Genomic DNA, 22,217 nt, shown 5'->3' on the forward strand with positions numbered 1-22,217 from the left:
TTTTTGCAAATATAAGCATTTAAATCAATTTAATAATGCCAGAATTACCGTGTGACAGATTTTACAACGCAGGATTTAACTTTAGGCAGATGTCTGACATCTAAAATATGACAATTTGACTTTAATAAATTTTTAAGTTTAGTTAAAGCAAGACTCAAATTACAACTTAAACTTTAAAATGCTATAAATGCAGTTAAATTTTAGTTAAAACTGAAACACTTTAAATGAATTGATTACTTATTTAGCATTAAATTTGTTTACATAAAAATAACTTATTAATTATAAATCAAAGAAGATATACAATGAAGAGTACTTTAAAAAAACTATTACCTTTTGCAGTAGTGGGAGTTATCTCCGGAGCTACCACAGTTGGTGTTCAGCAGTATTTTAATGACGGCACCGGCATGACAGACCAATCTTACTTCACAAAATCAGGCAACACATCTTTTGTCGGAATGAATACCGCAGCCGTAGGCGACGATTTCACCAAAGCGGCCAAGGCTACTGTGCCTGCGGTAGTGAGCATTAAAAATTATCAAAATAAAGCATCCAGCAGAGCTTCTGAGCAGGATATGTGGGATTTCTTTTTCGGCGACCCTATGGGTGGAAGAAATCAGCGCGGACAAAGGCAGCAGGCACCGGATAATATGCCATCAGGAATGGGATCTGGTGTGATCATTTCTCCGGATGGATATATTATTTCAAACAACCACGTTGTGGCAGGAGCCAACAAGCTTGAAGTGGTTTTAAGCAATAAAAAAGCGTACATCGCAACTTTGGTGGGAACTGACCCGAATACAGATATTTCATTATTAAAAATCGAAGAAAAAGGACTTCCGTTCCTGAACTTTGCCAATTCAGATAATATTGAAGTTGGACAGTGGGTGTTGGCAGTAGGAAATCCTTTAGGTTTAAATTCGACAGTTACTGCAGGTATTGTTTCAGCAAAAGGCAGAGGAATTGGTATTCTGGGCTCTCAGGGGAAAGCAAGCAATCCTATTGAAAGCTTTATCCAGACCGACGCAGCGATTAATCCCGGAAACTCAGGTGGAGCTCTTGTGAATGCAAGCGGAGAACTTATCGGAATCAATTCTGCGATTCAGTCTACTACAGGATATTATCAGGGATACGGGTTTGCGGTACCTGCAAATCTTGCCAGAAAGATTGTTGAGGATATCAAAAAATTCGGTATTGTACAAAGAGGTTTCCTTGGAGTGATGACTTTAGACTTATCTAATGATCAGTTGGTAGCAGCCTACAACAAAGAACAGAAAACCAGCCTGAAAGCCGGAAACGGAATGTATGTAACAGGGTTCTCTGAAAACAGCGGTGCTGAAGACGGAGGTGTGAAAAAAGGAGATATTATCACAAAAGTAGATTCATACACTATAACAGATTTTGCAGATCTTTCTGCAGCTGTGGGCAGCAGAAGACCTGGTGATAAAGTGCAGCTGACCTATCTGAGAAACGGTAAAGAAAATACAACTACGGTTACACTAAAAGATCAGAAAGGAGGTACTTCTACCAGAACGAAAGCAGATCTGAGTGTGAGTGAAAAAATAGGATCAGACTTTAGCGAGCTGAGCGACAGATTCAAAACTGATTACGGACTTAACAGCGGTGTTGTTGCGAAAGGCGTAATCGAAGGTGGAGAAATGGCAAAAATCGGAATTGTAGATAATTACATTATCATCGAAATCAATGGCAAGCCGGTAAACTCGCAGGGTGATGTAGAAAAAATTCTTAACAACTACAAAGGTAACGTACAGGTGAAATTTGTAGACGAATATGGAAGGATATACACCAAAGGATTTAAAATGCCTTAAATCAATCTTAAATCAATTTGGAACTAAATAAAAAATTGCCGCTTCATTACTGAAGCGGCAATTTTTTTATGATTTAAGTTTAAGTCTTTTATTTTTTCGTTCGTAAATCACTGAAACAATTTTTCCCCCGAGCCAGGCAAAAGGAAAAAAGGTAAGAAATATACTTATCTTATAAAATGTAGGATGGTACGGAAAGATGATGATATCCAGCATCGCAATAAAGAGCATAATAAAACCAATTAAGATTGCGTAAGCCACTTTTGCGTACTTCACTATCATGGCCGTAACAACACCTCCGATCGTGGTCCCCAAACCTGAAATAAAAAGAAGAAAACCGAAAAAGGCATCCTCGCCCTTCATGCTTTCCAGAAAGCGCTGCCAGTGCTCAAACGGAGCAAAAGCATCGAAAGTAACCCATTGCGGAAATGCTCTTATCCCAAGAGTAATCATAAGCCCTGCAATTGCAAGACCTACCAGAACCGCTAATGTATTTCTTAGAAAATTCATTAATCCTGATGTGCAATCATTGAGATTTCGATATCAACATTTTTTGGCAGACATGAAACCTGTACAGTTTCTCTCGCCGGATAGCTTTCTGCGTCAAGATACGATGCGTAAATATCATTCATTACAGCAAAATCATCCATGCTTTTTAGGAAAATGGTAGCTTTCACAACATTTTTAAAAGTCATACCTGCTTCAGTAAGGATTGCTTCAAGATTTTTCATTACCTGATGTGTTTCCTTTTCGATTCCCTCTACCAGCTTACCCGTTGAAGGATCTACCGGAATCTGACCTGAAATATAAAGAACTCCGTTGGCAAAATTTGCCTGAGAGTAAGGTCCGATAGCTGCCGGAGCATTTTCTGTGTTGATAATTGTTTTCATTATTAGATATATTTCAAATATTTTGAAGAATTAAATTCTGCTTTAAAATCTGTCAATCCGTGATTTTAATTTGGCTGCAAATATAAAATTTCTATTTTAATTAAATGATGATCTTAAAACGGAGCATTTGGCTGCGTAAAACTTCTGTCTTTGTACTTAAGAGCGTCACTTAAAATATTTGCTTTAATTCCGATAAAGAAGTCATACACTTTATACTGGCCAAAAGGAACCCAGTTGAAATTAATTGTAAAACTTCGCTGATCTCTTGCAAAACCGATTCTTGTGTAAGCTAATTTACCTGTAATCATGTCGTAGTGCGTGCTTCCGGTAACATTCCAAAATGGTGTAAGCTTCATATTTCCGTCTAAACCTACGGAGGCAATTCTTGTGCCTTCTCTTGTTAAATTTCTTGTGTAAGCATAACTTGCATTCACATTCAGACTCCACGTTTGCTCGAAGTGGGCATAGTTGTCATCATCAAAATAATAATTTTCATTACGGATCTCACCTTTTTTATTGTAAATTTTAGAAAGATCCTTTTTCTCATTTTTGTCCTGAAAAATCTCACTGCTTAAAGGATAAGACATTTGCACATTGAAACCCTGTACACTGAAAGACCCGAAATCTTCTGTTCTGATGCCGGTATCTGTACCAGGAACGAACAAAATTTTATAAGGTTCAATCGCAAGACTTGTATTGATGCTTAATTTACTATCGAAAAGAGAAGTCTGTCCCGTTACGTTGATGATTGAAAATGGATGAGATTTGGCTAAGAAATTATAGTTACCATTAATATTGAGTGATTCAAATATTTTAATCTTTTTTACGCCTGTAGAATCACTTTTAGATTTAATTTTCATCTCGATATTATTCGAAATATTGTATCCCATCGCTCCTACCTCGCCTGATACAGGACTTCCGACAATTCCCATATCAAAAATTGAGTAAGGCGTCAAAGCACCTGCTGCATCATAATAATTTCTGAAATATCCAAAGCCCGGCGCACCAAAATCCGGAGAATAAGAAAAGCTCAAACTCGGCATCATCATGTGACGGATTGCCTCTACTGCTCCACCTTTTTTAAAGTTTAGCATCCCGTAAAGCGTAGTTTGCAATGAAGCACTTGTGCTGAACGTAGAATATCCTGCAACTCTTTTATTCACCTGATCAACCACTTTATTTTCAATGGGATCATATGCTCTTGTAAGGGTTTTTGTAGTTAAAGCATTATCAATATTGGCTCCTAAACTGAAGGTAAAATATTTGGCAATCGTTGTATTGGTTCCCAAAGCAATATTGTTTCTCACACCGGTCTGCAGTTTATCCCACATGGCTTTGGTGAAAAGCTCGCCTTCTTCAGTGCTTACAGAGTTGGTAAGGTTAATCCCTGTATTTACGGTGATATTCTCCAGTAAACCCTGCCTCACTCCGGTTTTGGATCCGAATAAATAAAACTGGTTGATGGCAATATTCATCTGTGGAAGACGGAGATCCGCCAATCCTGTCGCGAAGTTCTGATTGTAGGAAGCCGTTCCGGTAATCGTGATCGGTAATGTTAAAAATCTTTTGGTAAGCGTGAGCGTAGAATTCTGCTGGGTTCTGAGCACGCTCTGATCCATAATATAATTATTGTTCACCGTATTGTTGTAGAACGTCTGGCTGGTAACATCCACTGAAGCAGAAAACGTTAGAAACGGATTAGCTTTGGTATCCTGAGTATGTCTCCACGCGATTCTGTAGGTTCCTGTTTTGCTGTAATTATCAAGTCCTTTAATTCCGCGGACTGTATTACCAATATCTGCGGCGAAATTTCCGTTGTAACGGTATTTCTTGATATAATTCATTTCCGGTCTTAAATTCCAGCTTCCTTTTGTATAAATATCAGCCAAAACCCGAAGGTCAAAATGCTCGCCAATGGGCTGGTAATACCCCAAACCATTTAAGAAAAATCCAACATCTTCCCTTTCCCCGAAACTTGGAATCAAAATCCCCGCAGAACGTTTATCTGAAAACGGAAGAATAGCAAACGGCATTACCAAAGGCGTTGGCACATCTTCTATATACATTTGTGCAGGACCTACAATTAAGGTAGAATTGCTTTTTCCTTTCTGCATTTTGATGTGTGAAGCCAAAAGATGGTAATCGGGCCGCTTGTCTTTTTTATCGATATAATATTTATCAGTTGTAAACTCCGCATGGCGCATTACGAAGACAGAGTCGTTGTACTTTTTGGTTTTAATGGCCACAATCAGACCTTCGCTTTCCTCGGTTCTTGCGTTGTAGGCAATAGCTTCTCTTGTTTTGGTATTGTAGCTGAAGCTTTCCACTTCATATTTCTTTCCTGCCTGGTCAACCTGAGCCAGCTCTGTTATTTTCCCTAGAGAATCCAGTTTTCCTCTCGCGTAGATAATATTTTTCTCCTCATCAATCGAGATATAATCTGCATCAATCTGCATATCCTGATACTTCACCTGCGCATTCTGTACGAGATAAATCATTTTCTTCGGAACATCTCTCCTTTTGGAATCGGCTTTTGTACGCAGTACATCTTCCAAAGACTCTTTTGGCAGAACTATTGTATCTTTTTTTGTGATGGTGTCACTTACCACTTTCGGTATGGTATCATTTATTACCGTATTTCTCTGCAATTTTTGAGGCACTGTCTGTGCTAAAAAACTGTTAAAAATTAGGATAATAAGAAATTGTAATATATTTTTGAAGACGGTTTTGTCCAATTTTTGTTTGCTATAATTTGGGGTCAAAATTAGTATAATTTTTAAAACTGAAAGATGTACCAATCAAAATTTAAAATAATTTTAGCATTTCTGTTCGTAGTTTTCTCCAGTATTGCATTTTCTCAAAAAAAATTCACCATAGTTTTGGATGCCGGACACGGCGGAAGTGACCATGGAGCCTACAGATCTTACAGCGATATCGGTAGAATTGCAGAAAAAGATGTTACCCTCGCCATTACGTTAAAATTAGGTGCTAAACTTGAAAAGAATAAAGATTTTAAAATCATTTATACAAGAAAGATAGATGAATTTCCGTCACTTTCAGACCGTACCAACCTTGCCAACCGAAGTAAGGCTGATCTTTTCGTTTCTATTCACTGTAATTCCGCAGCCAGAAATACTGCATACGGAACCGAAACATTTGTACAGGGTCCCAACCAGAACGGAGAAAATCTTGAGGTTGCCAAGCGTGAGAATGACGTAATTTACCTTGATGAAAAGGATAAACAGACTTTCGGAACTTACAATGCTACCTCGCCAGAATCTCTTATCGCTTTAAAACTCCAACAAAGCAAGTATCTTGAAGCGAGCTCACTTCTTGGAGGTTTGGTAGAAGAAAATTTTGTGAACAGAGATAAAAGAGTTTCACGTGGTGTATTCCAAAAAAATCTACACGTTCTCAGAATGAATGCGATGCCGTCGGTATTAATTGAAACAGGATTCATCAATCATCCGGAAGAAAGTCATTATTTGGCATCGGATAAAGGTCAGGAAGAAATTGCTGAAAGTATTTTTCTTGCAATTATTGACTATAAGAAAGCCTATGACAGAAAAACCGGAAACTTAGCATCTAACAAAAAGCCAGAGCCTGAAAAACCGGCAGAAGTTCCGTTAAAAAATGATTTCAGAATTTTATTAATGACCACATCTCTGAAGTATGATGAAAACGATCCTGCATTGCATGGTTTAAACTATATTTTAACTCTGAAAGAAGGCGGTGTTTACAAATATTACTATAGCGTAACCAACATGGCTTCTATTAAGGATCAAAACATCAAAACAGCTAAAGATGCCGGATTCAAAAACGCTTATGCTGTTGGTTTTATGCCAAATCAAAAGTTAAACACCGGATACTACAATATTGAAGTATACGTAGGAAAAGATAAACTGAGCGCCAATTCCCATATTTTGCAGACCCTGAAAGATGTAGAAAGAAATAAAATGAACGGAGTATTCTATTACACCTACGGAAAGGAGTATTCTTTGGAAGACGCTGTAAAGCTTCAGAAAGATCTGGAAGCCAAAGGAATTAAAAATACTACTATCCAAAAGATGTATAAATAGAAGAAAAATTTTGAAATGTAAAAGTTAATATATATTTTTGCAACCTCAAAATCTGGTCTATTCGTCTAGTGGTAAGGACTCAAGGTTTTCATCCTTGCAACAGGAGTTCGATTCTCCTATAGACTACAAATTATCAGATATGCCGGATTTTAAAATTCAGGAAGCCAAGTTGCTTTTTAAGAAAATCCACTCAGACCCAAAAAGTTATGATTTAAAAATCAATGAAGAAGGGATTACAGGCAATGATGAGAAAATAAGTTTCAGGCTGAAACGGGAAGGAGACAGGATTATTTTTGAGGTTATTATCGATAATCTCACCTTTACCAACACCACTGGAGACTGGAACAATGCAGTGATTATGCTTAAAAGCACAATCAGAAAAATAGAGAAAGAAAACGAAAATTTAAAAATAGAAATCGCAAGAGAAAAGCTCAGAAAATATTTATCTGAAGAAAATTAAAAATTTTTAAAAATAAATTTGGCAGATAAAAAAAAAGTCTATACTTTTGCACTCACATTTGAACGATATGGCAAATCATAAATCAGCACTTAAGAGAATCAGACAAAACGAAGTAAGAAGACTTCGTAACAGATATTACCACAAGACTGCAAGAACTGCATTAAAAGTTTTGAGAAGCGAAGAAAATAAAGCAGCGGCTACTGAGCAATTGCCAAAAGTTATCGCTTTGTTGGACAAATTAGCTAAGAAAAACATTATTCACAAGAATAAGGCAGCTAACTTGAAGAGCAAATTGACTAAGCACGTTAATAAATTAGCGTAATTATATAGCTGGCCCGTTCGTCTATCGGTTAGGACCTCAGATTTTCATTCTGGTAAGAGGGGTTCGATTCCCCTACGGGCTACTAAACTTAATTGCTTCTAACCGGGCAAATAAAATAAGAGTTGAAACTTATAAAAACAAAAAACTAACCCTGTAAATATTTATTTCTTTACAGTCTGGTAGATGGCCCGTTCGTCTATCGGTTAGGACCTCAGATTTTCATTCTGGTAAGAGGGGTTCGATTCCCCTACGGGCTACAAAACCATTGATTTATTTCAATGGTTTTTTTGTTTTAGATAAATACTTGTAAGGCATAAAAAACCGCAGTTAATTATTGAACTGCGGTTTTAAAATTTCAGGTTTTTAAAACTATTTTTTGCTTAAAGCTTCATCGTATCTTCTGCTGATTTCTTTCCAGTTGGTTACGTTCCAAATCGCAGTTAAATAATCAGCTCTTTTGTTTTGATATTTTAAATAATAGGCATGCTCCCAAACATCTATTCCGAAGATTGGAGTTCCTTTTTCTTCCACAACGTCCATCAGAGGATTATCCTGATTTCCTGTCGAAGAAACAAATAATTTCCCACCTTTGTCTACAGAAAGCCAGGCCCAACCAGAACCGAAACGGTCTGCACCTGCTTTGCTCATCTTCTCTTTAAAAGCATCCATGCTTCCGAAAGTTGAAGTAATCGCTTTTGCTAATTTTTCTGAAGGTTTGGTGTCTTTCTGTGGCGTAAGAACCGTCCAGAATAATTCGTGATTGTAATGCCCACCGGCATTATTTCTTACAGCCATTGGTAGAGTTCCGGCTTTTGAAAGAATCTCAAACAAAGTCTGCTTCTCCTGTGGAGTTCCCGCGATGGCTTTATTCAGATTGGCAACATATGCTGCTGCATGTTTTGAATAGTGAATTTCCATGGTTTCCGCATCTACATTGCCTTCCAAGGCATTGTAAGCGTACGGCAAAGGCGTTTGCTTGAACTGTGCAAACGCAAACTGCGCCGCAAATACTGCAGTGAATGCAGCTACTTTAAAAATCTTCATAACGTTTTTATGTAAGGTTAAACTTTTATAATTTGCTGGAAGATGAGTGCTGGAAAACCGAAGTTTACAACTCCCCTCTTCCTACTTCTTATTCTTTCAATAATTTCTTAATATCTGTAATCAGTTTTTCTCTGTCGGGATGAAATTTCCCGTTCAGCTGTGGATTTGTTCCTTCCGGATCGCCATAATTTAATCCTGAATAATAGAGGACTGGTTTGTTGTTTTTATCATAACGGCAACGCACATTTCCATCTTTATCTACCAATGCAATCATACCGCTGTGATTAAGGTTTTCGCTTTCATCCTCCTTATCGCCCACATAAATATCAAACTGATCGGCTAAATTTCCAATATACGCCCGATCACCAGTGAGAAAATGCCAGTTGGGAGATTTACCTCCAATTTTTTCGGCATGTTGCTTTAACAGTTCAGGCGTATCATTTTCAGGATCGATGCTTATTGAGATGATTCCAAAATTACTGTCGCTGATTTGATCTTCGATAAATCTCATATTGCTGTTCATCACCGGACAGATTGTGGGACATTTGCTGAAGAAAAACTCTACCAGATACACCTTTCCAATCATACCTCTATTAGTGATCTGCTGATTGTTCTGATCTGTTAATTTAAAATCAGGAACTTTCATCACCGTAAAAAGGTTGGTTTTAAAATAATTTATTCCAAAACCGATTCCAAAAAACAACAGTGCGATCACTACAAGCGGAAGAATAATCTTCTTTTTTGTATTGCTTTCCGCCATCTTATTTTTGGACATATTTCTCCGGATTTTTCTTAAACTCGTCCTTACAGTAAGCACTGCAAAAACCGTACGTTTTATTTTTATAAACAAGAGTATGCTTCATATCCGGTTCGGTTTTCATATCACAGATCGGATCGGTTGCGTTGGCAAACTTCACAGGCTGGGTAGCGGATTTTGATTTGGTATTTTTTACTTTATGTTTTACTTTCGGGGTTTCCTGCGCACAGGCAATTAAAGAAACAGACAAAAATGCTGTTAAAAAGAATTTTGATTTCATTTTTATTTTAAATTGAAATTAATAAATTGATTGAATAAAACTGAGTAATGTTTAAACTAAATTTAATATGAATTGGAAATCTGAACCATTAAGAAATTTAAATGGTTAAGTTTTTTTAAGAAAATCATATCGATTTAAGCAAGATGCAGATTAGTCTGTAGATTCAATGCTATGGAGGAGATATTGAACTCCAACGAAGAATTTAGTTTAAATAGATTTAAGCTAACGGAGGATGGAATATTCTGAAGTGATATTCTGAAGTGTTAAAGTTAAGGTAGTCCGAATTTGGATTTTTCAATTGAAAATCAAGATTTAAACAATCTGAAAAAGACAGAATTTCGTTTGAAAGAAATACATCCAAACCTGCCATTTTCACATTCTGAGAATTATTAGTTTGCTTCTCAGTTTTTGCCAGTTCTTTTCCAATATAACATTTTCCTTTACAATCGGAATCAATTACGTTTCTTTTTTCACAAAGATTTTTTACGATATAATCATAATTCATCGCGTAGTTGATCATCGGCAAAACGGGACGAATGGCGATGGTAAACACGATGAAAAAGGATACTAAGAACTTCAAACAAAAATCTTTACTACAAATATAGTGTAGAAAATTGATTTTAGGGTTTATTTATGATGAATGTCAGTCGCGGGTGCGGGTTTCGAGATTCGAGATTCGGAGTATGAGTTCCGGGATGCGGTATGTGATGTTTTTTTTAAAGAACCGGTAACTTGCAATCGCAATTGATTTTTAAATTAAATTATTTAAATTTATCCAATGAAAGTTTTAATTGTAAACGGTCCGAATCTCAATTTATTAGGCACCAGAGAACCTGAAATCTACGGTCATATTTCTATGGAGGATTATCTGGAAAAGCTGAAATCTGAATTTTCTTCTCACGAAATCCTTTATTATCAATCCAATATTGAGGGGGAAATCATCAACCGTTTGCAGGAAGATGATTTTGATGCTCTGATTATTAATCCCGGAGCTTTTACGCATTATTCTTATGCGATTGCGGATTGTTTAAAAAATATTCAGAAGCAAAAAGTGGAAGTTCACATCAGCAATATTTACAAGCGTGAAGAGTTTAGGCAAAAATCTGTGACGGCAGCCTGTACTGATGCGGTTTTGTCTGGTTTTGGGATGGATGGATATCGGTTGGCGATTTTGAGTCTGAATTTGAATTTGAAATAATTCTCAATATGAAATTAGGTATTCAGGATCTTTACTTTAAAATACTGGAATTTGAAGGTGAATATATTTACGAAAATCTGCTAAAAATATGGGCAGTCAAAAACGACTATGAAAATTATATAATACAACTTTCCGAAAAAATTTTTGCGGAGAAACACATTTTCTCTCAAGAGGATTTTTGGGAACTTTATGCCTTGTCACGAGTGCTTGATATTCTTACCCTTAGATTACAGCCCAATAATAACTCAGATGAATCAGAGTGGCATGGTCCAGATTTATCATCTTTAGAATACATAAAATTCTGTACCCTTATTGGATTACAGGTATCAACTCCAAGTTCATTTCATGATTTTGATTGTGAAATAATTGAAGCAAAGTCGGGCAAAATTAATTTTCAAATCGATGAATGCCTATTTCCGGCAATCAAATTAAAAAATTTAGTCATAAAACGTGCGGGATTAAGAGTTTTCCTTAATAATGAAAATTTTGATCTTAACCGTGTGAACAATTCAAAAATTTATTGGACATCGCGGCGCAGAAACAGACATTTTCATGACCTCTCAATCGGATGGGGAAGCAATTCACAATGGAGAACAAATTTTAGACTGGATATTGAAACCGAAGAAAATTTCATTTACAATTATCAAGGAAGAATAAATCTAAATCATCCAAAGGAAGAATATTCGGATCAATTGGATGATTTAAGCATTGGTGAAGCCATTGAACTTACTAAAGTAAGACACTTTATTCACTCAACAAAAGATGATTCTGATTTATTTCCATATGATTTCAGATATGACGAAGATAAGATAACCGCTCAAAATAAATTACCTACAAGCCTTTTTTTATAGACATAAAAAAGCCTCATCAATCGATGAGGCTTCATTTCACTATTTCTAAATGGTCTGTTCCTGCAATTGAGGACCAGAAGCAATCAGCTTTTTGGCTTCGTCATTACCGCAGTACTGCTCGAAGTTTTTAATATATTTTGCAGCAAGATCTTTTGCTTTCTCTTCCCATTCTGCAACGTCGCTGTAAGTATTTCTTGGGTCTAAAATTCCTTCAGAAACACTTGGTAACGAAGTTGGAATTTCAAGATTCATAACCGGAATCGTAGTTTTTTCCGCAGATTCAATAGATCCGTCGATGATCGCATCAATAATTGCCCTTGTATCTTTTAAAGAAATTCTCTTTCCGGTTCCGTTCCATCCTGTGTTTACCAAATATGCTTTTGCACCGTGTTCTTTCATTTTACCAATCAGTGTTTTAGAATACATTGTTGGGTGTAATGTTAAGAATGCTTCGCCAAATGCAGGAGAAAAAGATGGTTCCGGTTCTGTAATTCCTCTTTCTGTTCCGGCTAATTTTGAAGTGTAACCGCAAAGGAAATGGTACTGAGCCTGATTTTCATCTAAAATAGAAACCGGAGGCAAAACTCCGAAAGCATCAGCAGAAAGATAAACAATCTTACTTGCGTGACCTGCTTTTGAAGGTAAAACGATTTTATTAATATGGTAAATCGGATAAGAAACTCTCGTGTTTTCTGTGATTGATCCGTCTGCGTAATCTGCAATTCCGTCGTTCACTACAACGTTTTCAAGAAGAGCATCTCTTTTGATTGCTCTGAAGATATCCGGTTCTTTTTCTGCTGACAGGTCGATTACTTTAGCATAACATCCGCCTTCATAGTTGAAAACGCCGTTGTTATCCCAGCCGTGCTCGTCGTCACCAATCAAATATCTTTTAGGATCTGCAGACAAAGTTGTTTTTCCTGTTCCTGAAAGTCCGAAGAATAACGCAACGTCTCCTTCCTCACCTACGTTTGCAGAACAGTGCATCGACGCCATACCTTTCAGTGGAAGATAATAATTCATCATGGCAAACATTCCTTTTTTCATTTCTCCGCCGTACCAGGTACCACCAATGATCTGAAGTTTCTCAGTAAGATTGAACATCACGAAGTTTTCAGAATTTAAATCCTGCTCTTCCCAGTTCGGATTGGTTGTTTTAGAACCATTGATCACCGTGAAATCCGGCTCTCCGTAGTTTTCTAAATCATAATGAGAAGGACGGATGAACATATTCGTAACGAAATGTGCCTGCCAAGCTACTTCAACAATGAATCTCACTTTTAGTCTTGTATCTTCATTGGTACCGCAAAATGTATCGACAACATAGATTTTTTTGGCATCAGAAAGCTGGGTTAAAACTAATTCTTTACAAGATTCGAAAATTTCGGGAGTAGTTGGCAAATTTACTTTACCGTCCCAGAAAATAGTGTCTTTCGTAATATCATCCTGAACGATGTATCTGTCTTTTGGAGAACGGCCTGTAAAAATTCCTGTTTGTACAGAGACAGCACCAGATTCTGTGAGTTCAGCTTTTTCAAAACCTTGGTTCTCAGATGAAACTTCAGCCTGATACAATTCTTCATAAGAAGGATTGTAGCTTAAATGATAATTTCCTTTAATCCCTAATTTTTCTAAATCCTGGATGATTTTAGCGTTTTTCATTTTACTTATATTTTCTTTTTGCTTTTTGTTGGTTTATCAATTCATATTAACTAATTGTTAAACTTCGATAAATATAAACATATAAGCGAAAATGGCAAATAAAAAACAGACCTTTTAATAAATTGAAAATCAATCAATTAAATCATTCCATTCGAAAATAGTAGTAAAACCTCTGCCCCAAAAATAGTCCTTGTAGCCGTCAAATTTTGCACTCATCACAAAATCTCCGCCCCAGGCACCTAAACTTTTGACAAATTTTGCACAATCTTCAAAGAAAATCGATTTAACTGTCGGAATTCCAATAAAATCAGAAATACGTTGTTCATGTATCATCATTAGTTCAGAAAAATTATCTAATTCATCACACAATAAAATATTCTTTGTGAGATTAGAAAATTCATCGACCAAATTCTGAGACTTAATTTTAGACCTGTAAAGATCAATTGCTGCACGGCTGTCCTGCTTCTGATTTAAGTGAATGAAAATCAGTTCATTATTAAATTCAGGATTGAAATCTATCTTTTCAAAATGGATTTGTGGTTTGTTCTGAAAGAGAACCGCCGATTTGGCTTTTGCCACGGCAATGTCGTAACCGCTGCCGCCTAAACTGATGGTATTTAAATTGAAAGGATCAATATCAGACCATTCAGCAAGGTTGTTCATTAAAGTAGAACTGCTTCCAAGACCGTAATCTGCGGGAAACTGAAGATTTGTTTTTAAATTGTAGGAATCTGTGCCTTTAAATTTAATTTCAGAAAGACTCTGAACATTTTTTAACGTTTTAAGAATAAACTCAGCACTTGAAGTAATGTTGGTATCGAGGATCTGCCAGTCTTTATAATTGATGACAGCTTTTAACCATAATTTGTTCTGATGATACGCCTCCCAGAAAATGAGCGATTTTGCATCTGCTATTTCATCAAAAAAAAACTCCTGTCCCAGCTTGGTAGGTACCGCCAGGACAAGAGCTCCGTCTACAGCGAAATATTCTGAAGTAAGCATCAGCTTTCCCGGTGAATAGATCTCGCCCATTTTATTTAAATTTTAAATTGCCGAAGCTGATGTTACTTCGCTGTCAATTTTCTTAATTAATCCCTGAAGAGTTTTTCCGGGACCCACTTCCACAAAGTTGGTTGCACCGTCTTTAATCATATTCTGTACAGACTGAGTCCATTTTACAGGGCCTGTCAACTGTGCGATCAGATTATTTTTGATCTGCTCAGGATCAGTAACTGCAGTCGTTGTGATATTCTGATAAACAGGAATGGTTGCTTTTCTGAATTTTGTTTTCTCAATTGCTGCCGCCAGTCTTTCCTGCGCCGGCTGCATCAAAGGTGAATGGAAAGCTCCGTTTACAGGCAGAAGCAAAGCTCTTTTTGCTCCGGCTTCTTTTAATTTTGCACAAGCTTGCTCAACCGCAGAAGTTTCTCCGGAAATCACCAACTGCCCCGGACAGTTGTAATTTGCAGGAACCACGATTCCGCTGATGGATGCGCAGATTTCTTCCACTTTAGCATCATCTAAACCTAAAATCGCTGCCATGGAACTTGGATTGGCATCACAAGCCGCCTGCATTGCTTTTGCTCTTTCAGAAACCAGCTTCAGACCATCGTCAAATGACAATACTCCGTTGGCAACCAAGGCTGAGAATTCTCCCAAAGAATGACCGGCAACCATTTCGGCGCCAAGACCGTTTACCGCTTTCAGAGCAGCAACAGAATGTATAAAAATTGAAGGTTGTGTAACTTCTGTTTTCTTAAGATCTTCATCTGCTCCATTAAACATAATGGAAACAATATCAAATCCAAGGATTTCGTTGGCATACTCCATCAGGTCTTTGATGTCTTTTCGGGAATCGTATAATTCTTTTCCCATCCCGACAAACTGTGAACCCTGCCCAGGAAATACAAGTGCTTTCATGTATTTATTTAAATATTATAAAATAGTTTCTAAAATTACGGTGTAAGTCTAATGACTCTGAAACCTTTGTTGATATAGGCTCCGTTGGCTTTCACTCTTTCAAACTCAAATTTGGTAGCAAGCTGAGTCTGTACCTTATTCATCTGTTTAAAGATTTCTCCTTTTTTATTTTCTCTCGTCAGCATATCATTTACTACATCAAACCCGATTACCGCATATTTGCCAGGAGTTTTACAGTATTTTGCTTTGTAAGCTGCAAGAATTTCTTTTTCAAAATTTCCGTCAGGATCAATCTTTCTGTCCATTAGATAAACAAGATTTGCCATCACCAAATCATCAGCTTTCTTTTCGAAGCTTGACACTGAATACATACTGAATGCTTTCAAACCCTGAACTTCTTTGGAAAGTGCAATTACTCTGTTTGCAAATGCTTCTCCCACAGCGTCGTTATCATTTGCCAGTACGGCGATTACCGGGGCAGACTGTCCCGTCATCATATTCTGATCCAACTGGATTTCTGCTGCTGAGTTTACAACAGTAACCGTGGCATTTTTCAGTGTTTTTTCGAAACCGGCCTTCAGATAATTGGCATTGTCTTTCTTGGCGTCGGCAACGATATAAATTTTCTGATTGGAGTACACCGCTTTTACTTCTTCAACAATTTTGTCGGCATAAGTCTGATCGCTTGTTTCAAGAATCACCAGATTGCTGTAATTATGCAGTTCCGGAGCATTCGCAAATGGAGAAACAACAGGGATTTTTTGATTTTTTGTAAAATCAAGAAGATCAACGACATTTGATTTAAAGAACGGCCCAATGACCAAATCGGTATTGTTTGGATTGATCTGAGTAAGCGAATTTCTGAACGAAGCTTCACTTCCTGAGTCAACGATTTTTACATCCAATTTCTGTCCGTTTCCTGCATTTCTTTCGATGGCTAATTTAGCACCTGTAAGAAAATCCAAGGCCATGGCTCTGTACTGAGAATCGTTTGCACTGTATCCGAAAGGCAGCATCAATACTACATTTAAAGCATCTCCGTTTTTCTTTACATAAGCAGGATCAAGCTTTTTGATTTTCAAAACCATTCCGGTTTTCAGACCTTTTGCCAGATCGGGATTGAGGGCTATAAGTTCATCGATTGTAACTCCGTATTTGTTAACGATGGAGAAAACAGTGTCGCCGGATTCAACGGTGTAAGTTACATATTCGTCGTTTTGAACAGATGAAGAAGTTCTTTCGTTTCCGCTGTCAATTTTTGTTCTGTTATTTGTAGGAGTAACAGTAACAGGCTGTTCAACAACGGCTGTCTGAGTTCCTCCATACTTTTTAATGCTGTCTAAGGGAAGCGTAATCTCGTCTCCTATTTTTGTGTGCGAATCAAGATCGGGATTCAGTTTTCTGAGATCTGATTCGGAAATTTTGTACTGTTTTGTAATGCCGTAAATGGTCTGCTTTGGCTGCAGAACTATTTTCCCAAACTCTTTAGCCTTAGGCTCAGAAGTCTGAACTTTCGGTGCTGTAGCGGAAGAAGATTTCACATTAAGAACCTGCCCTATTGCCAGAGATCCGTCTTTGGTTTTTGGGTTTAATTTATAAAACTCGTCAATGGTGATGCCGTATTTTTTTGCAACATTGTACGGAGTATCACCTTTTACGACTTTATGGGTCTTCTGTGCAGAAAGCCCAATAAATGCGATTAATCCGGATAAAACGAAAAGCTTTTTAATCATTCTGTGATCTTAAATAGTTTACAAAAATACTTCTTTAAAATTAAATGGCAACAATTATTAGTTTTGATTCTGTCACATCCATTTCTCTGTAGCACGTCTCAATCCATTGTGTGCCGTGATCCGCAAAAAATACACTAAAATTAAGCACTCTTTCCTGCCAGATTTTTGCGGGATTGATTTCCATGAACAGAGTTTCAAGCCTGTCTAAAAGTTCGCCCTGCTTGATTTTTTCAGCCTTTAACAATCTTTTTCTGAGCCTGTCAAAAGATTTCATCTGTCTCACTTCCTCACCTTTCACCATGTTTCCAAAGGACTTTTCGGCTTTTTCAGCAAGAAGTTTAAGGTTTTCAAAATGAGATTTCAACAGTTTCTCCTTTTCATTCAAAGTCTTTAAAATTTCATTATCATCAAGGATTTTTCTGTTGATAACCTTGGTGAAATTTCCGAAAAAATCTTCGATATTTAAATCTAAATGATCAATTTTCCCCAATACTTTTCCGTCAACAAAAACCATTGAGTTTCTAGGAATAAGAATTGGAAACGGAATTTGTAATGAGTCAAAATAATCTTTCAGCTCCAGCCAGTACATGATTTCTGCATTTCCGCCGATGTAAGCCAGATTGGGAAGAATCTTTTCTTGATAAACCGGTCTCGTTAAAGCATTTGGACTGAACTTTTCCGGAAAACTATTCAGTTCTGCAACAATTTCATCTCCGGAAAGAGAAATTTCAGTGTCATTCACCAAAAATTTATCCTGAAAAGGATCAATTCTGTTTCGGGTTTCAGAAAGATAAAAAAGGTTGATATCCCGGGGGTTTACCTGTACTTTACCATATTTTTCTGTCAGAAAATCAACTTTTTCTTTTGATTTTTTATTTAAAGAAGAATTTAAAATTTCATCTTTAAAAATACCGGTCATCTGAGCTTTTAAAGCTTTCGAATCTCCGTCAATAATGAGTAATCCGTATTCTGAAAAAAGTCTGTTGACTAAAATTTTAATAGATTCAGTTAAAGTTTTCCCAGACTGATAAGCTTCTTTCAGCATTAAAATCAGTTCGGTTCCAAAAATATGATCTTTAAACTCACTTTCAAACTCTGAAATAAAATGAGTGTCTGTCAGTTTGATTTTGCCAACAACGCCACCACTTTTCTCATTAATTTCGTAGAAACCGTTTTTCGTTTTGAAGTGATTGATCTCAGCAAAATCATGATCTTCCGAAGCCATCCAGTAGACAGGCACAAAATTCTGCTCCGGAAAGTGTTCCTTCAGATAGACACACGTTTTTACGGTCTGTAAAATTTTATATATGAAAAATGCCGGACCTGTAAAAAGATTGAGCTGATGCCCGGTTGTGATGGTGAAAGTTTCAGAATTTTTAATTAAATCAAGATTTCTTTTCTGAAGATCTGAAAGTTTTAAATCTGAAAGCTGTGCATTTAATTCATCAAATAAAATCTGTCTCTGCTCATCTGAGAAAGATGCTTTTTTGTTTTGAATCTGCTTCTGAAAATTATTTTTTGAAAAAGTATATTCTTCAAATCCTTCGATTTGGCTACCGACAAAATCTTTAATCAGCTGCGGAATACTTTCTATATTTTTAAAATCTAATGTTTTTAAAGTTCTCAACTTTTTAGTTTTTAGTTGAACAAATACCAGACGATTCCGAGATTGAGTCTGAAATCATATACCGGATAATGTGGAAAAGCGTACGCTGTGTTGGGCGCGATAAGGTTTCCGATCTGCTGTCCTTCGATGAAGAAAAACATTTTTTTCACCTTTAAATTAAAATAAACATCAGCAATCGGCTTCCCTCCGATGGAGAAAGAATCGCTCCCCGGAAGAATATATTCGTTTAAGATCGGAAAATATTCTCTCGAAGCAAATTTAGTAAAATAATATACCTTAACGCCGGCCTGAATTTCTGCAGCATTTTTGAATGCTCTGGACTGGAAGAAAAGATTTCCACGACCGATAAAAGATGGCAGAGGCAGAAGATCTCCGTTAGATAAAACATCCTGAAACTGCAGTCTTGTATTAAAATGAAATTTACCGTAGCTGAAAGTGGCATCGCCTCCAATCTGAGTAACATTCACTGATGCATCGCTCTGCATCGGCTGTGAAGAAGAGTTGAAATAGGCATAATTGTCGATTCTGAAATAGTTGGCAAAGAGCTGTGTTTTAAACCATTTCAGATTTACACTTCCACCAATATCTGTGATTGCCTGATTCCTCGGATCCTGCATCAGGTAATTGAATCTTCTGTAAATGGAAGTATTTGCGAGATAATTAAATGAAGGTGTTGCTGTCTGAAAATTGACATGGGCATCTACAAAATAGTCTTTGATGGGTTCAAATTTCACATTGTTTGTCGTTTTCAGATAGCTTCCAAACTGGCTTCCGTTGGAGAATTCCAGAAATGATTTCAGGTCAAATTTATCAAAAAGATTAATCTGAAGATTTCCTACAGCTCCTATTCTGCTTTCTTTCATTTCGGCAGGAACCGATAGGTTAGAAAGATTAATTTCATTTAAACCAAACTTCAGCATCTGATAACGAAGTCCGGCATCCAATTTAAATTTGGTATTATCAAAAACCAGACTTACAGTATTGCTGAAATTGTCAGAATATTTTTTGGTGGAAGCAGGAAAACTGTTCACCAGCTGCGCCGGAAGATCATACCAGAAAGGATCTGCACCTCCTTGGGTATAGTAATATTTGTTACCCTGATGTGAGAGTGTATGTCTTATGCTGAACGGAAATTTCTCCGAATTGAAAGGCGAAAACTGATGGCTCAGATAATATCTTCTGTATGAAAACTGCGAACTTGAATTCTGCAGATTGACCTGTGCATTCCATTTGTTGCTGTAATCTGAATCTCCCGCCTGAAAAAGGTTGTCATCCACGATTCCACCGTTTTCCTGATTGTTGACATTCTGATGAAGGTAATGTGCAAACAATTCGTACTTACCACTTTTTGAGATATAATGACCCGAAAAAATGGTGTTGTTATTGGAAGCAAGATAATTTCTGTAAATTCCCTGAGATCTTAATCCTGAATATTCTAAAGCAAAATTGAATTGTTTCCCGATATTCTGCGTGTAAGTAGAACGAAGCGCAGCACCATTTCGCATGGCGTTATGATAAATGAATGATGCTGTCGGCGTTTTTACATCGTAATACAAAACATCATCCGCACCTAAAAGATTGTAGGCTTTATTGGTAGGCACAAGCGAAAGATTCTGCTCAGCCATCACTTCATAAGACAATGGATTAAATCCAGCCCCAATGTTTGAAAACTGTACTTTACCAAAATTATCGCGGTTGTTGTATTGTGAAAAAATATAGGTTTTGTCGGCGGTCATGATTGTATCAAAGATTTTTTTCTCTCCAAACTGCTTTTGGATGAGATAATCGTTGATGGTAGGTTTGAAGATCTCAAGAGAGTCTTTTTTTCCTGAGTCCACAATAATAGTGTCTGAATCGGTCTTTCCTACCAAAGTGTCCCTCACAATCTGAGCATGCAGGTTTACACCAAAAAATATAATTAAGAGAAATAGGTATTTCATTGAATTTAAAATCAAAACTTTTCTGAATAAGATTGACGAGGCAAAAATAAGAAATAAAGCGCAATAAAAAACCCTGCAAAAAATTTGCAGGGCGGTATAAAAAATAATTCAAAAATATGATTCTTTAGTAACCAGGGTTTTGTTGCGCATTAGGATTTGCTGTTATCTCAGCAAGAGGAATTGGCAATGTATACTTGTGGCTACCATTTGCTAAATTTGAAACCGTAACGATATCATCTGTTTGATTTCTATCCATGGTAACACCTGCTTTTATGGCAAGACGTTTCAAATCTATGTATCTATGACCTTCCAATGCCAATTCGATTCTTCTTTCTTTCAAGATATCCGCATAAGCAACTTGTGCACTTGTATAAACAGGCGTAGTAGCAGTTCCTAAATAGTTTCTGGCAGCTCTTACTGATTGTACATAACTTGCAGCTAGTGTAAGATCAGCAGGCACAGCACTTTCTGCTAAAATAAAATACATCTCAGAAAGTCTGAATATTTTCAAATCATTTCTTGTTGTAGTACTGGTTTTACCTGGGTATTTATCAACAACCAATACGTCGCTGTTTCTAGGATCTGGACTGGTCATGTAGTTATTATCTACAACCGATGATGGATCTACATAAGAATATCTTCTTATATCTCCATCTTTATAGAATAAATTAAAAAGATTTCTACCCCAGTTCCACATATTTACTCCACTATAATTTGATGCATTTGTATTATAATATGTACCTACAGCTACTCCCACACCATTAACCAATCTGTTTAAAGAAAAAATTGATTCGCCTCTCGCATTATCTGTCCACATATTTCTATAAGGATTAAATGAAGAAGCTGTAGCATAAAATGCTGCATTCCAGGTTGGACTACCAATCGCACCACTACTTGCTGTAGTAATCGGCGTTGCTAACGCAAGACCATATCCACAGTTAGTAATTACATCTTGAGCATACTGTCTAGCTAAAACTGTGTTTCCTCTGTACAAATTAAATCTTGCTGACACGGCGTTAACAAATCCTCTATCAACATAATACCTGTCTGATGAGTAGGTAAGAATACTTCTAGCGTAATCTAAATCAGCATTTATAACATCATAAACCTGCTGATTAGTGGATCTTGGCGTTCTGTCTGTTGATTCTGCTACAGATGTGGAGATAATAACTCCCAGAGCAGAAGGATTTGCCATATCTGGTGAGAAATAGGTCTCTAACTGCAAATAGCTATACGCTCTAATCGCTCTTGCCTGAGCAATAACCCTGTTATATAAAGCTACATCTGTTGCTGGAGGTGTAAAATTTGCTGCACCTTCCAAAAGTCTGTTTACCCTGTTAATTACTCTATAATTTTGATACCAGATTGATCTTGTATAAGGATCTGTATTATCTAAAAAAAGTCTGTGGAGCTGAAACTCCTGTCCACCACTGCCTCTTCCTGGTTTTACTTCGTCGGTAAGAACTGCTGTTAAATACATTTCATAACTAGGTTCCATACTTGCATAAACGGAACCTACAAGATAAGAATTAAGGTTTGTAGCACTGGTAAACAATACATCATCTGTAATGATTCCCGGTTGTTCTAACTCAACTGAATCCTGACAACTATTTAAAAACATTGTTGTAGAC

At 36.8% G+C, this 22,217-nt stretch carries 20 protein-coding genes and 3 tRNA genes; 9 read left to right on the top strand and 14 right to left on the bottom strand.

What is annotated here, in order from left to right; translation table 11 throughout:
- The first annotated feature begins 302 nt into the window (after positions 1-302).
- On the top strand, positions 303-1,826 hold the full coding sequence (locus IC610_RS17790; RefSeq protein ID WP_056074408.1) for a trypsin-like peptidase domain-containing protein: 1,524 nt from the start codon (positions 303-305) through the stop codon (positions 1,824-1,826).
- A gap of 66 nt (positions 1,827-1,892) precedes the next feature.
- On the opposite strand, the gene IC610_RS17795 is transcribed toward IC610_RS17790, so the two are convergent.
- From IC610_RS17795 to IC610_RS17805, 3 genes are all read right to left on the bottom strand, one after another.
- A complete protein-coding gene (locus tag IC610_RS17795) occupies positions 1,893-2,333 on the bottom strand; it encodes a hypothetical protein (RefSeq protein ID WP_191738042.1) in 441 nt (146 codons plus the stop codon).
- Positions 2,333-2,713 carry a RidA family protein gene (locus IC610_RS17800; RefSeq protein ID WP_056074412.1) on the bottom strand — a complete coding sequence of 127 codons (381 nt, stop codon included), beginning with the start codon at positions 2,711-2,713 and terminating at the stop codon, positions 2,333-2,335. Before IC610_RS17800 ends, IC610_RS17795 begins: the two co-directional genes overlap by 1 nt.
- A 113-nt stretch (positions 2,714-2,826) precedes the next feature.
- Positions 2,827-5,448, bottom strand: a complete 2,622-nt coding sequence (locus IC610_RS17805; RefSeq protein ID WP_191738043.1) for a putative LPS assembly protein LptD — start codon at positions 5,446-5,448, stop codon at positions 2,827-2,829.
- Positions 5,449-5,502: 54 nt separating this feature from the next.
- Here IC610_RS17805 and IC610_RS17810 point away from each other — a divergent pair, with 54 nt between their 5' ends.
- The 6 genes from IC610_RS17810 (at position 5,503) to IC610_RS17835 (ending at position 7,831) form a co-directional block, all read left to right on the top strand.
- A complete protein-coding gene (locus tag IC610_RS17810) occupies positions 5,503-6,792 on the top strand; it encodes an N-acetylmuramoyl-L-alanine amidase family protein (RefSeq protein WP_191738044.1) in 1,290 nt (429 codons plus the stop codon).
- 54 nt (positions 6,793-6,846) lie between these two features.
- Positions 6,847-6,918: transfer RNA gene (locus IC610_RS17815), tRNA-Glu, on the top strand.
- Between the two features lie 13 nt (positions 6,919-6,931).
- The gene (locus IC610_RS17820; RefSeq protein ID WP_191738045.1) at positions 6,932-7,252 is read left to right on the top strand and encodes a hypothetical protein; all 321 of its coding nucleotides are present in this window, start codon (positions 6,932-6,934) and stop codon (positions 7,250-7,252) included.
- Between the two features lie 67 nt (positions 7,253-7,319).
- A complete protein-coding gene (gene rpsT, locus IC610_RS17825) occupies positions 7,320-7,574 on the top strand; it encodes a 30S ribosomal protein S20 (protein ID WP_056035301.1) in 255 nt (84 codons plus the stop codon).
- A 10-nt stretch (positions 7,575-7,584) separates the two neighbouring features.
- A tRNA-Glu gene (locus tag IC610_RS17830) sits at positions 7,585-7,656 on the top strand.
- A gap of 103 nt (positions 7,657-7,759) precedes the next feature.
- Positions 7,760-7,831 (top strand) — tRNA-Glu (locus IC610_RS17835).
- Positions 7,832-7,943: 112 nt separating this feature from the next.
- Here IC610_RS17835 and IC610_RS17840 read toward each other — a convergent pair.
- The 4 genes from IC610_RS17840 to IC610_RS17855 form a co-directional block, all read right to left on the bottom strand.
- Positions 7,944-8,618: a superoxide dismutase gene (locus IC610_RS17840; RefSeq protein ID WP_191738046.1), complete on the bottom strand. Its 675-nt coding sequence runs from the start codon at positions 8,616-8,618 to the stop codon at positions 7,944-7,946.
- Between the two features lie 88 nt (positions 8,619-8,706).
- The gene (locus IC610_RS17845; RefSeq protein ID WP_191738047.1) at positions 8,707-9,393 is read right to left on the bottom strand and encodes an SCO family protein; all 687 of its coding nucleotides are present in this window, start codon (positions 9,391-9,393) and stop codon (positions 8,707-8,709) included.
- Positions 9,380-9,655 carry a YHS domain-containing protein gene (locus tag IC610_RS17850; RefSeq protein WP_191738048.1) on the bottom strand — a complete coding sequence of 92 codons (276 nt, stop codon included), beginning with the start codon at positions 9,653-9,655 and terminating at the stop codon, positions 9,380-9,382. The genes IC610_RS17845 and IC610_RS17850 overlap by 14 nt, the downstream gene beginning before the upstream one ends.
- Positions 9,656-9,872: 217 nt before the next feature.
- On the bottom strand, positions 9,873-10,235 hold the full coding sequence (locus IC610_RS17855) for a hypothetical protein (RefSeq protein ID WP_191738049.1): 363 nt from the start codon (positions 10,233-10,235) through the stop codon (positions 9,873-9,875).
- A 198-nt stretch (positions 10,236-10,433) separates the two neighbouring features.
- Here IC610_RS17855 and IC610_RS17860 point away from each other — a divergent pair, with 198 nt between their 5' ends.
- Together IC610_RS17860 and IC610_RS17865 are read left to right on the top strand one after the other, a co-directional pair.
- Entirely contained in the window at positions 10,434-10,853 is a 420-nt protein-coding gene (locus IC610_RS17860; protein ID WP_191738050.1) for a type II 3-dehydroquinate dehydratase, read from the top strand.
- Between the two features lie 8 nt (positions 10,854-10,861).
- Positions 10,862-11,704 (top strand): hypothetical protein, encoded by an 843-nt coding sequence (locus tag IC610_RS17865; RefSeq protein ID WP_191738051.1) that lies wholly within the window; start codon positions 10,862-10,864, stop codon positions 11,702-11,704.
- Between the two features lie 45 nt (positions 11,705-11,749).
- On the opposite strand, the gene pckA is transcribed toward IC610_RS17865, so the two are convergent.
- The 7 genes from pckA to IC610_RS17900 all read right to left on the bottom strand — a co-directional run bounded on the left by pckA (position 11,750) and on the right by IC610_RS17900 (position 22,207).
- Positions 11,750-13,366, bottom strand: a complete 1,617-nt coding sequence (pckA, locus tag IC610_RS17870) for a phosphoenolpyruvate carboxykinase (ATP) (RefSeq protein WP_191738052.1) — start codon at positions 13,364-13,366, stop codon at positions 11,750-11,752.
- Between the two features lie 129 nt (positions 13,367-13,495).
- Entirely contained in the window at positions 13,496-14,398 is a 903-nt protein-coding gene (locus IC610_RS17875) for a GYDIA family GHMP kinase (protein ID WP_191738053.1), read from the bottom strand.
- A 12-nt stretch (positions 14,399-14,410) separates the two neighbouring features.
- On the bottom strand, positions 14,411-15,286 hold the full coding sequence (fabD, locus tag IC610_RS17880; RefSeq protein ID WP_191738054.1) for an ACP S-malonyltransferase: 876 nt from the start codon (positions 15,284-15,286) through the stop codon (positions 14,411-14,413).
- 35 nt (positions 15,287-15,321) lie between these two features.
- Positions 15,322-17,019, bottom strand: a complete 1,698-nt coding sequence (locus IC610_RS17885) for an amino acid ABC transporter substrate-binding protein (RefSeq protein ID WP_191738055.1) — start codon at positions 17,017-17,019, stop codon at positions 15,322-15,324.
- 40 nt (positions 17,020-17,059) lie between these two features.
- Complete coding sequence (bshC, locus tag IC610_RS17890; protein WP_191738056.1) at positions 17,060-18,646, bottom strand: bacillithiol biosynthesis cysteine-adding enzyme BshC; 1,587 nt, start codon at positions 18,644-18,646, stop codon at positions 17,060-17,062.
- An 11-nt stretch (positions 18,647-18,657) separates the two neighbouring features.
- Positions 18,658-20,586, bottom strand: a complete 1,929-nt coding sequence (locus IC610_RS17895; RefSeq protein ID WP_191738057.1) for a putative porin — start codon at positions 20,584-20,586, stop codon at positions 18,658-18,660.
- A 124-nt stretch (positions 20,587-20,710) separates the two neighbouring features.
- A complete protein-coding gene (locus IC610_RS17900; RefSeq protein WP_191738058.1) occupies positions 20,711-22,207 on the bottom strand; it encodes a RagB/SusD family nutrient uptake outer membrane protein in 1,497 nt (498 codons plus the stop codon).
- Between the last annotated feature and the right edge of the window lie 10 nt (positions 22,208-22,217).

The sequence above is a fragment of the Chryseobacterium caseinilyticum genome (assembly GCF_014837145.1).
Taxonomy (GTDB): Bacteria; Bacteroidota; Bacteroidia; order Flavobacteriales; family Weeksellaceae; genus Chryseobacterium; species Chryseobacterium caseinilyticum.

Bases quoted from the DNA above. Each gene is read 5' to 3' on its own strand.
- IC610_RS17845 (WP_191738047.1), bottom strand. From the start codon at position 9,393: ATGTCCAAAAATAAGATGGCGGAAAGCAATACAAAAAAGAAGATTATT.
- IC610_RS17850 (WP_191738048.1), bottom strand. From the start codon at position 9,655: ATGAAATCAAAATTCTTTTTAACAGCATTTTTGTCTGTTTCTTTAATT.
- IC610_RS17795 (WP_191738042.1), bottom strand. From the start codon at position 2,333: ATGAATTTTCTAAGAAATACATTAGCGGTTCTGGTAGGTCTTGCAATT.
- IC610_RS17810 (WP_191738044.1), top strand. From the start codon at position 5,503: ATGTACCAATCAAAATTTAAAATAATTTTAGCATTTCTGTTCGTAGTT.
- IC610_RS17865 (WP_191738051.1), top strand. From the start codon at position 10,862: ATGAAATTAGGTATTCAGGATCTTTACTTTAAAATACTGGAATTTGAA.
- IC610_RS17900 (WP_191738058.1), bottom strand. From the start codon at position 22,207: ATGTTTTTAAATAGTTGTCAGGATTCAGTTGAGTTAGAACAACCGGGA.
- rpsT (WP_056035301.1), top strand. From the start codon at position 7,320: ATGGCAAATCATAAATCAGCACTTAAGAGAATCAGACAAAACGAAGTA.
- IC610_RS17840 (WP_191738046.1), bottom strand. From the start codon at position 8,618: ATGAAGATTTTTAAAGTAGCTGCATTCACTGCAGTATTTGCGGCGCAG.
- fabD (WP_191738054.1), bottom strand. From the start codon at position 15,286: ATGAAAGCACTTGTATTTCCTGGGCAGGGTTCACAGTTTGTCGGGATG.
- IC610_RS17875 (WP_191738053.1), bottom strand. From the start codon at position 14,398: ATGGGCGAGATCTATTCACCGGGAAAGCTGATGCTTACTTCAGAATAT.
- IC610_RS17800 (WP_056074412.1), bottom strand. From the start codon at position 2,713: ATGAAAACAATTATCAACACAGAAAATGCTCCGGCAGCTATCGGACCT.
- IC610_RS17860 (WP_191738050.1), top strand. From the start codon at position 10,434: ATGAAAGTTTTAATTGTAAACGGTCCGAATCTCAATTTATTAGGCACC.
- IC610_RS17790 (WP_056074408.1), top strand. From the start codon at position 303: ATGAAGAGTACTTTAAAAAAACTATTACCTTTTGCAGTAGTGGGAGTT.
- IC610_RS17820 (WP_191738045.1), top strand. From the start codon at position 6,932: ATGCCGGATTTTAAAATTCAGGAAGCCAAGTTGCTTTTTAAGAAAATC.
- pckA (WP_191738052.1), bottom strand. From the start codon at position 13,366: ATGAAAAACGCTAAAATCATCCAGGATTTAGAAAAATTAGGGATTAAA.
- IC610_RS17885 (WP_191738055.1), bottom strand. From the start codon at position 17,019: ATGATTAAAAAGCTTTTCGTTTTATCCGGATTAATCGCATTTATTGGG.
- IC610_RS17895 (WP_191738057.1), bottom strand. From the start codon at position 20,586: ATGAAATACCTATTTCTCTTAATTATATTTTTTGGTGTAAACCTGCAT.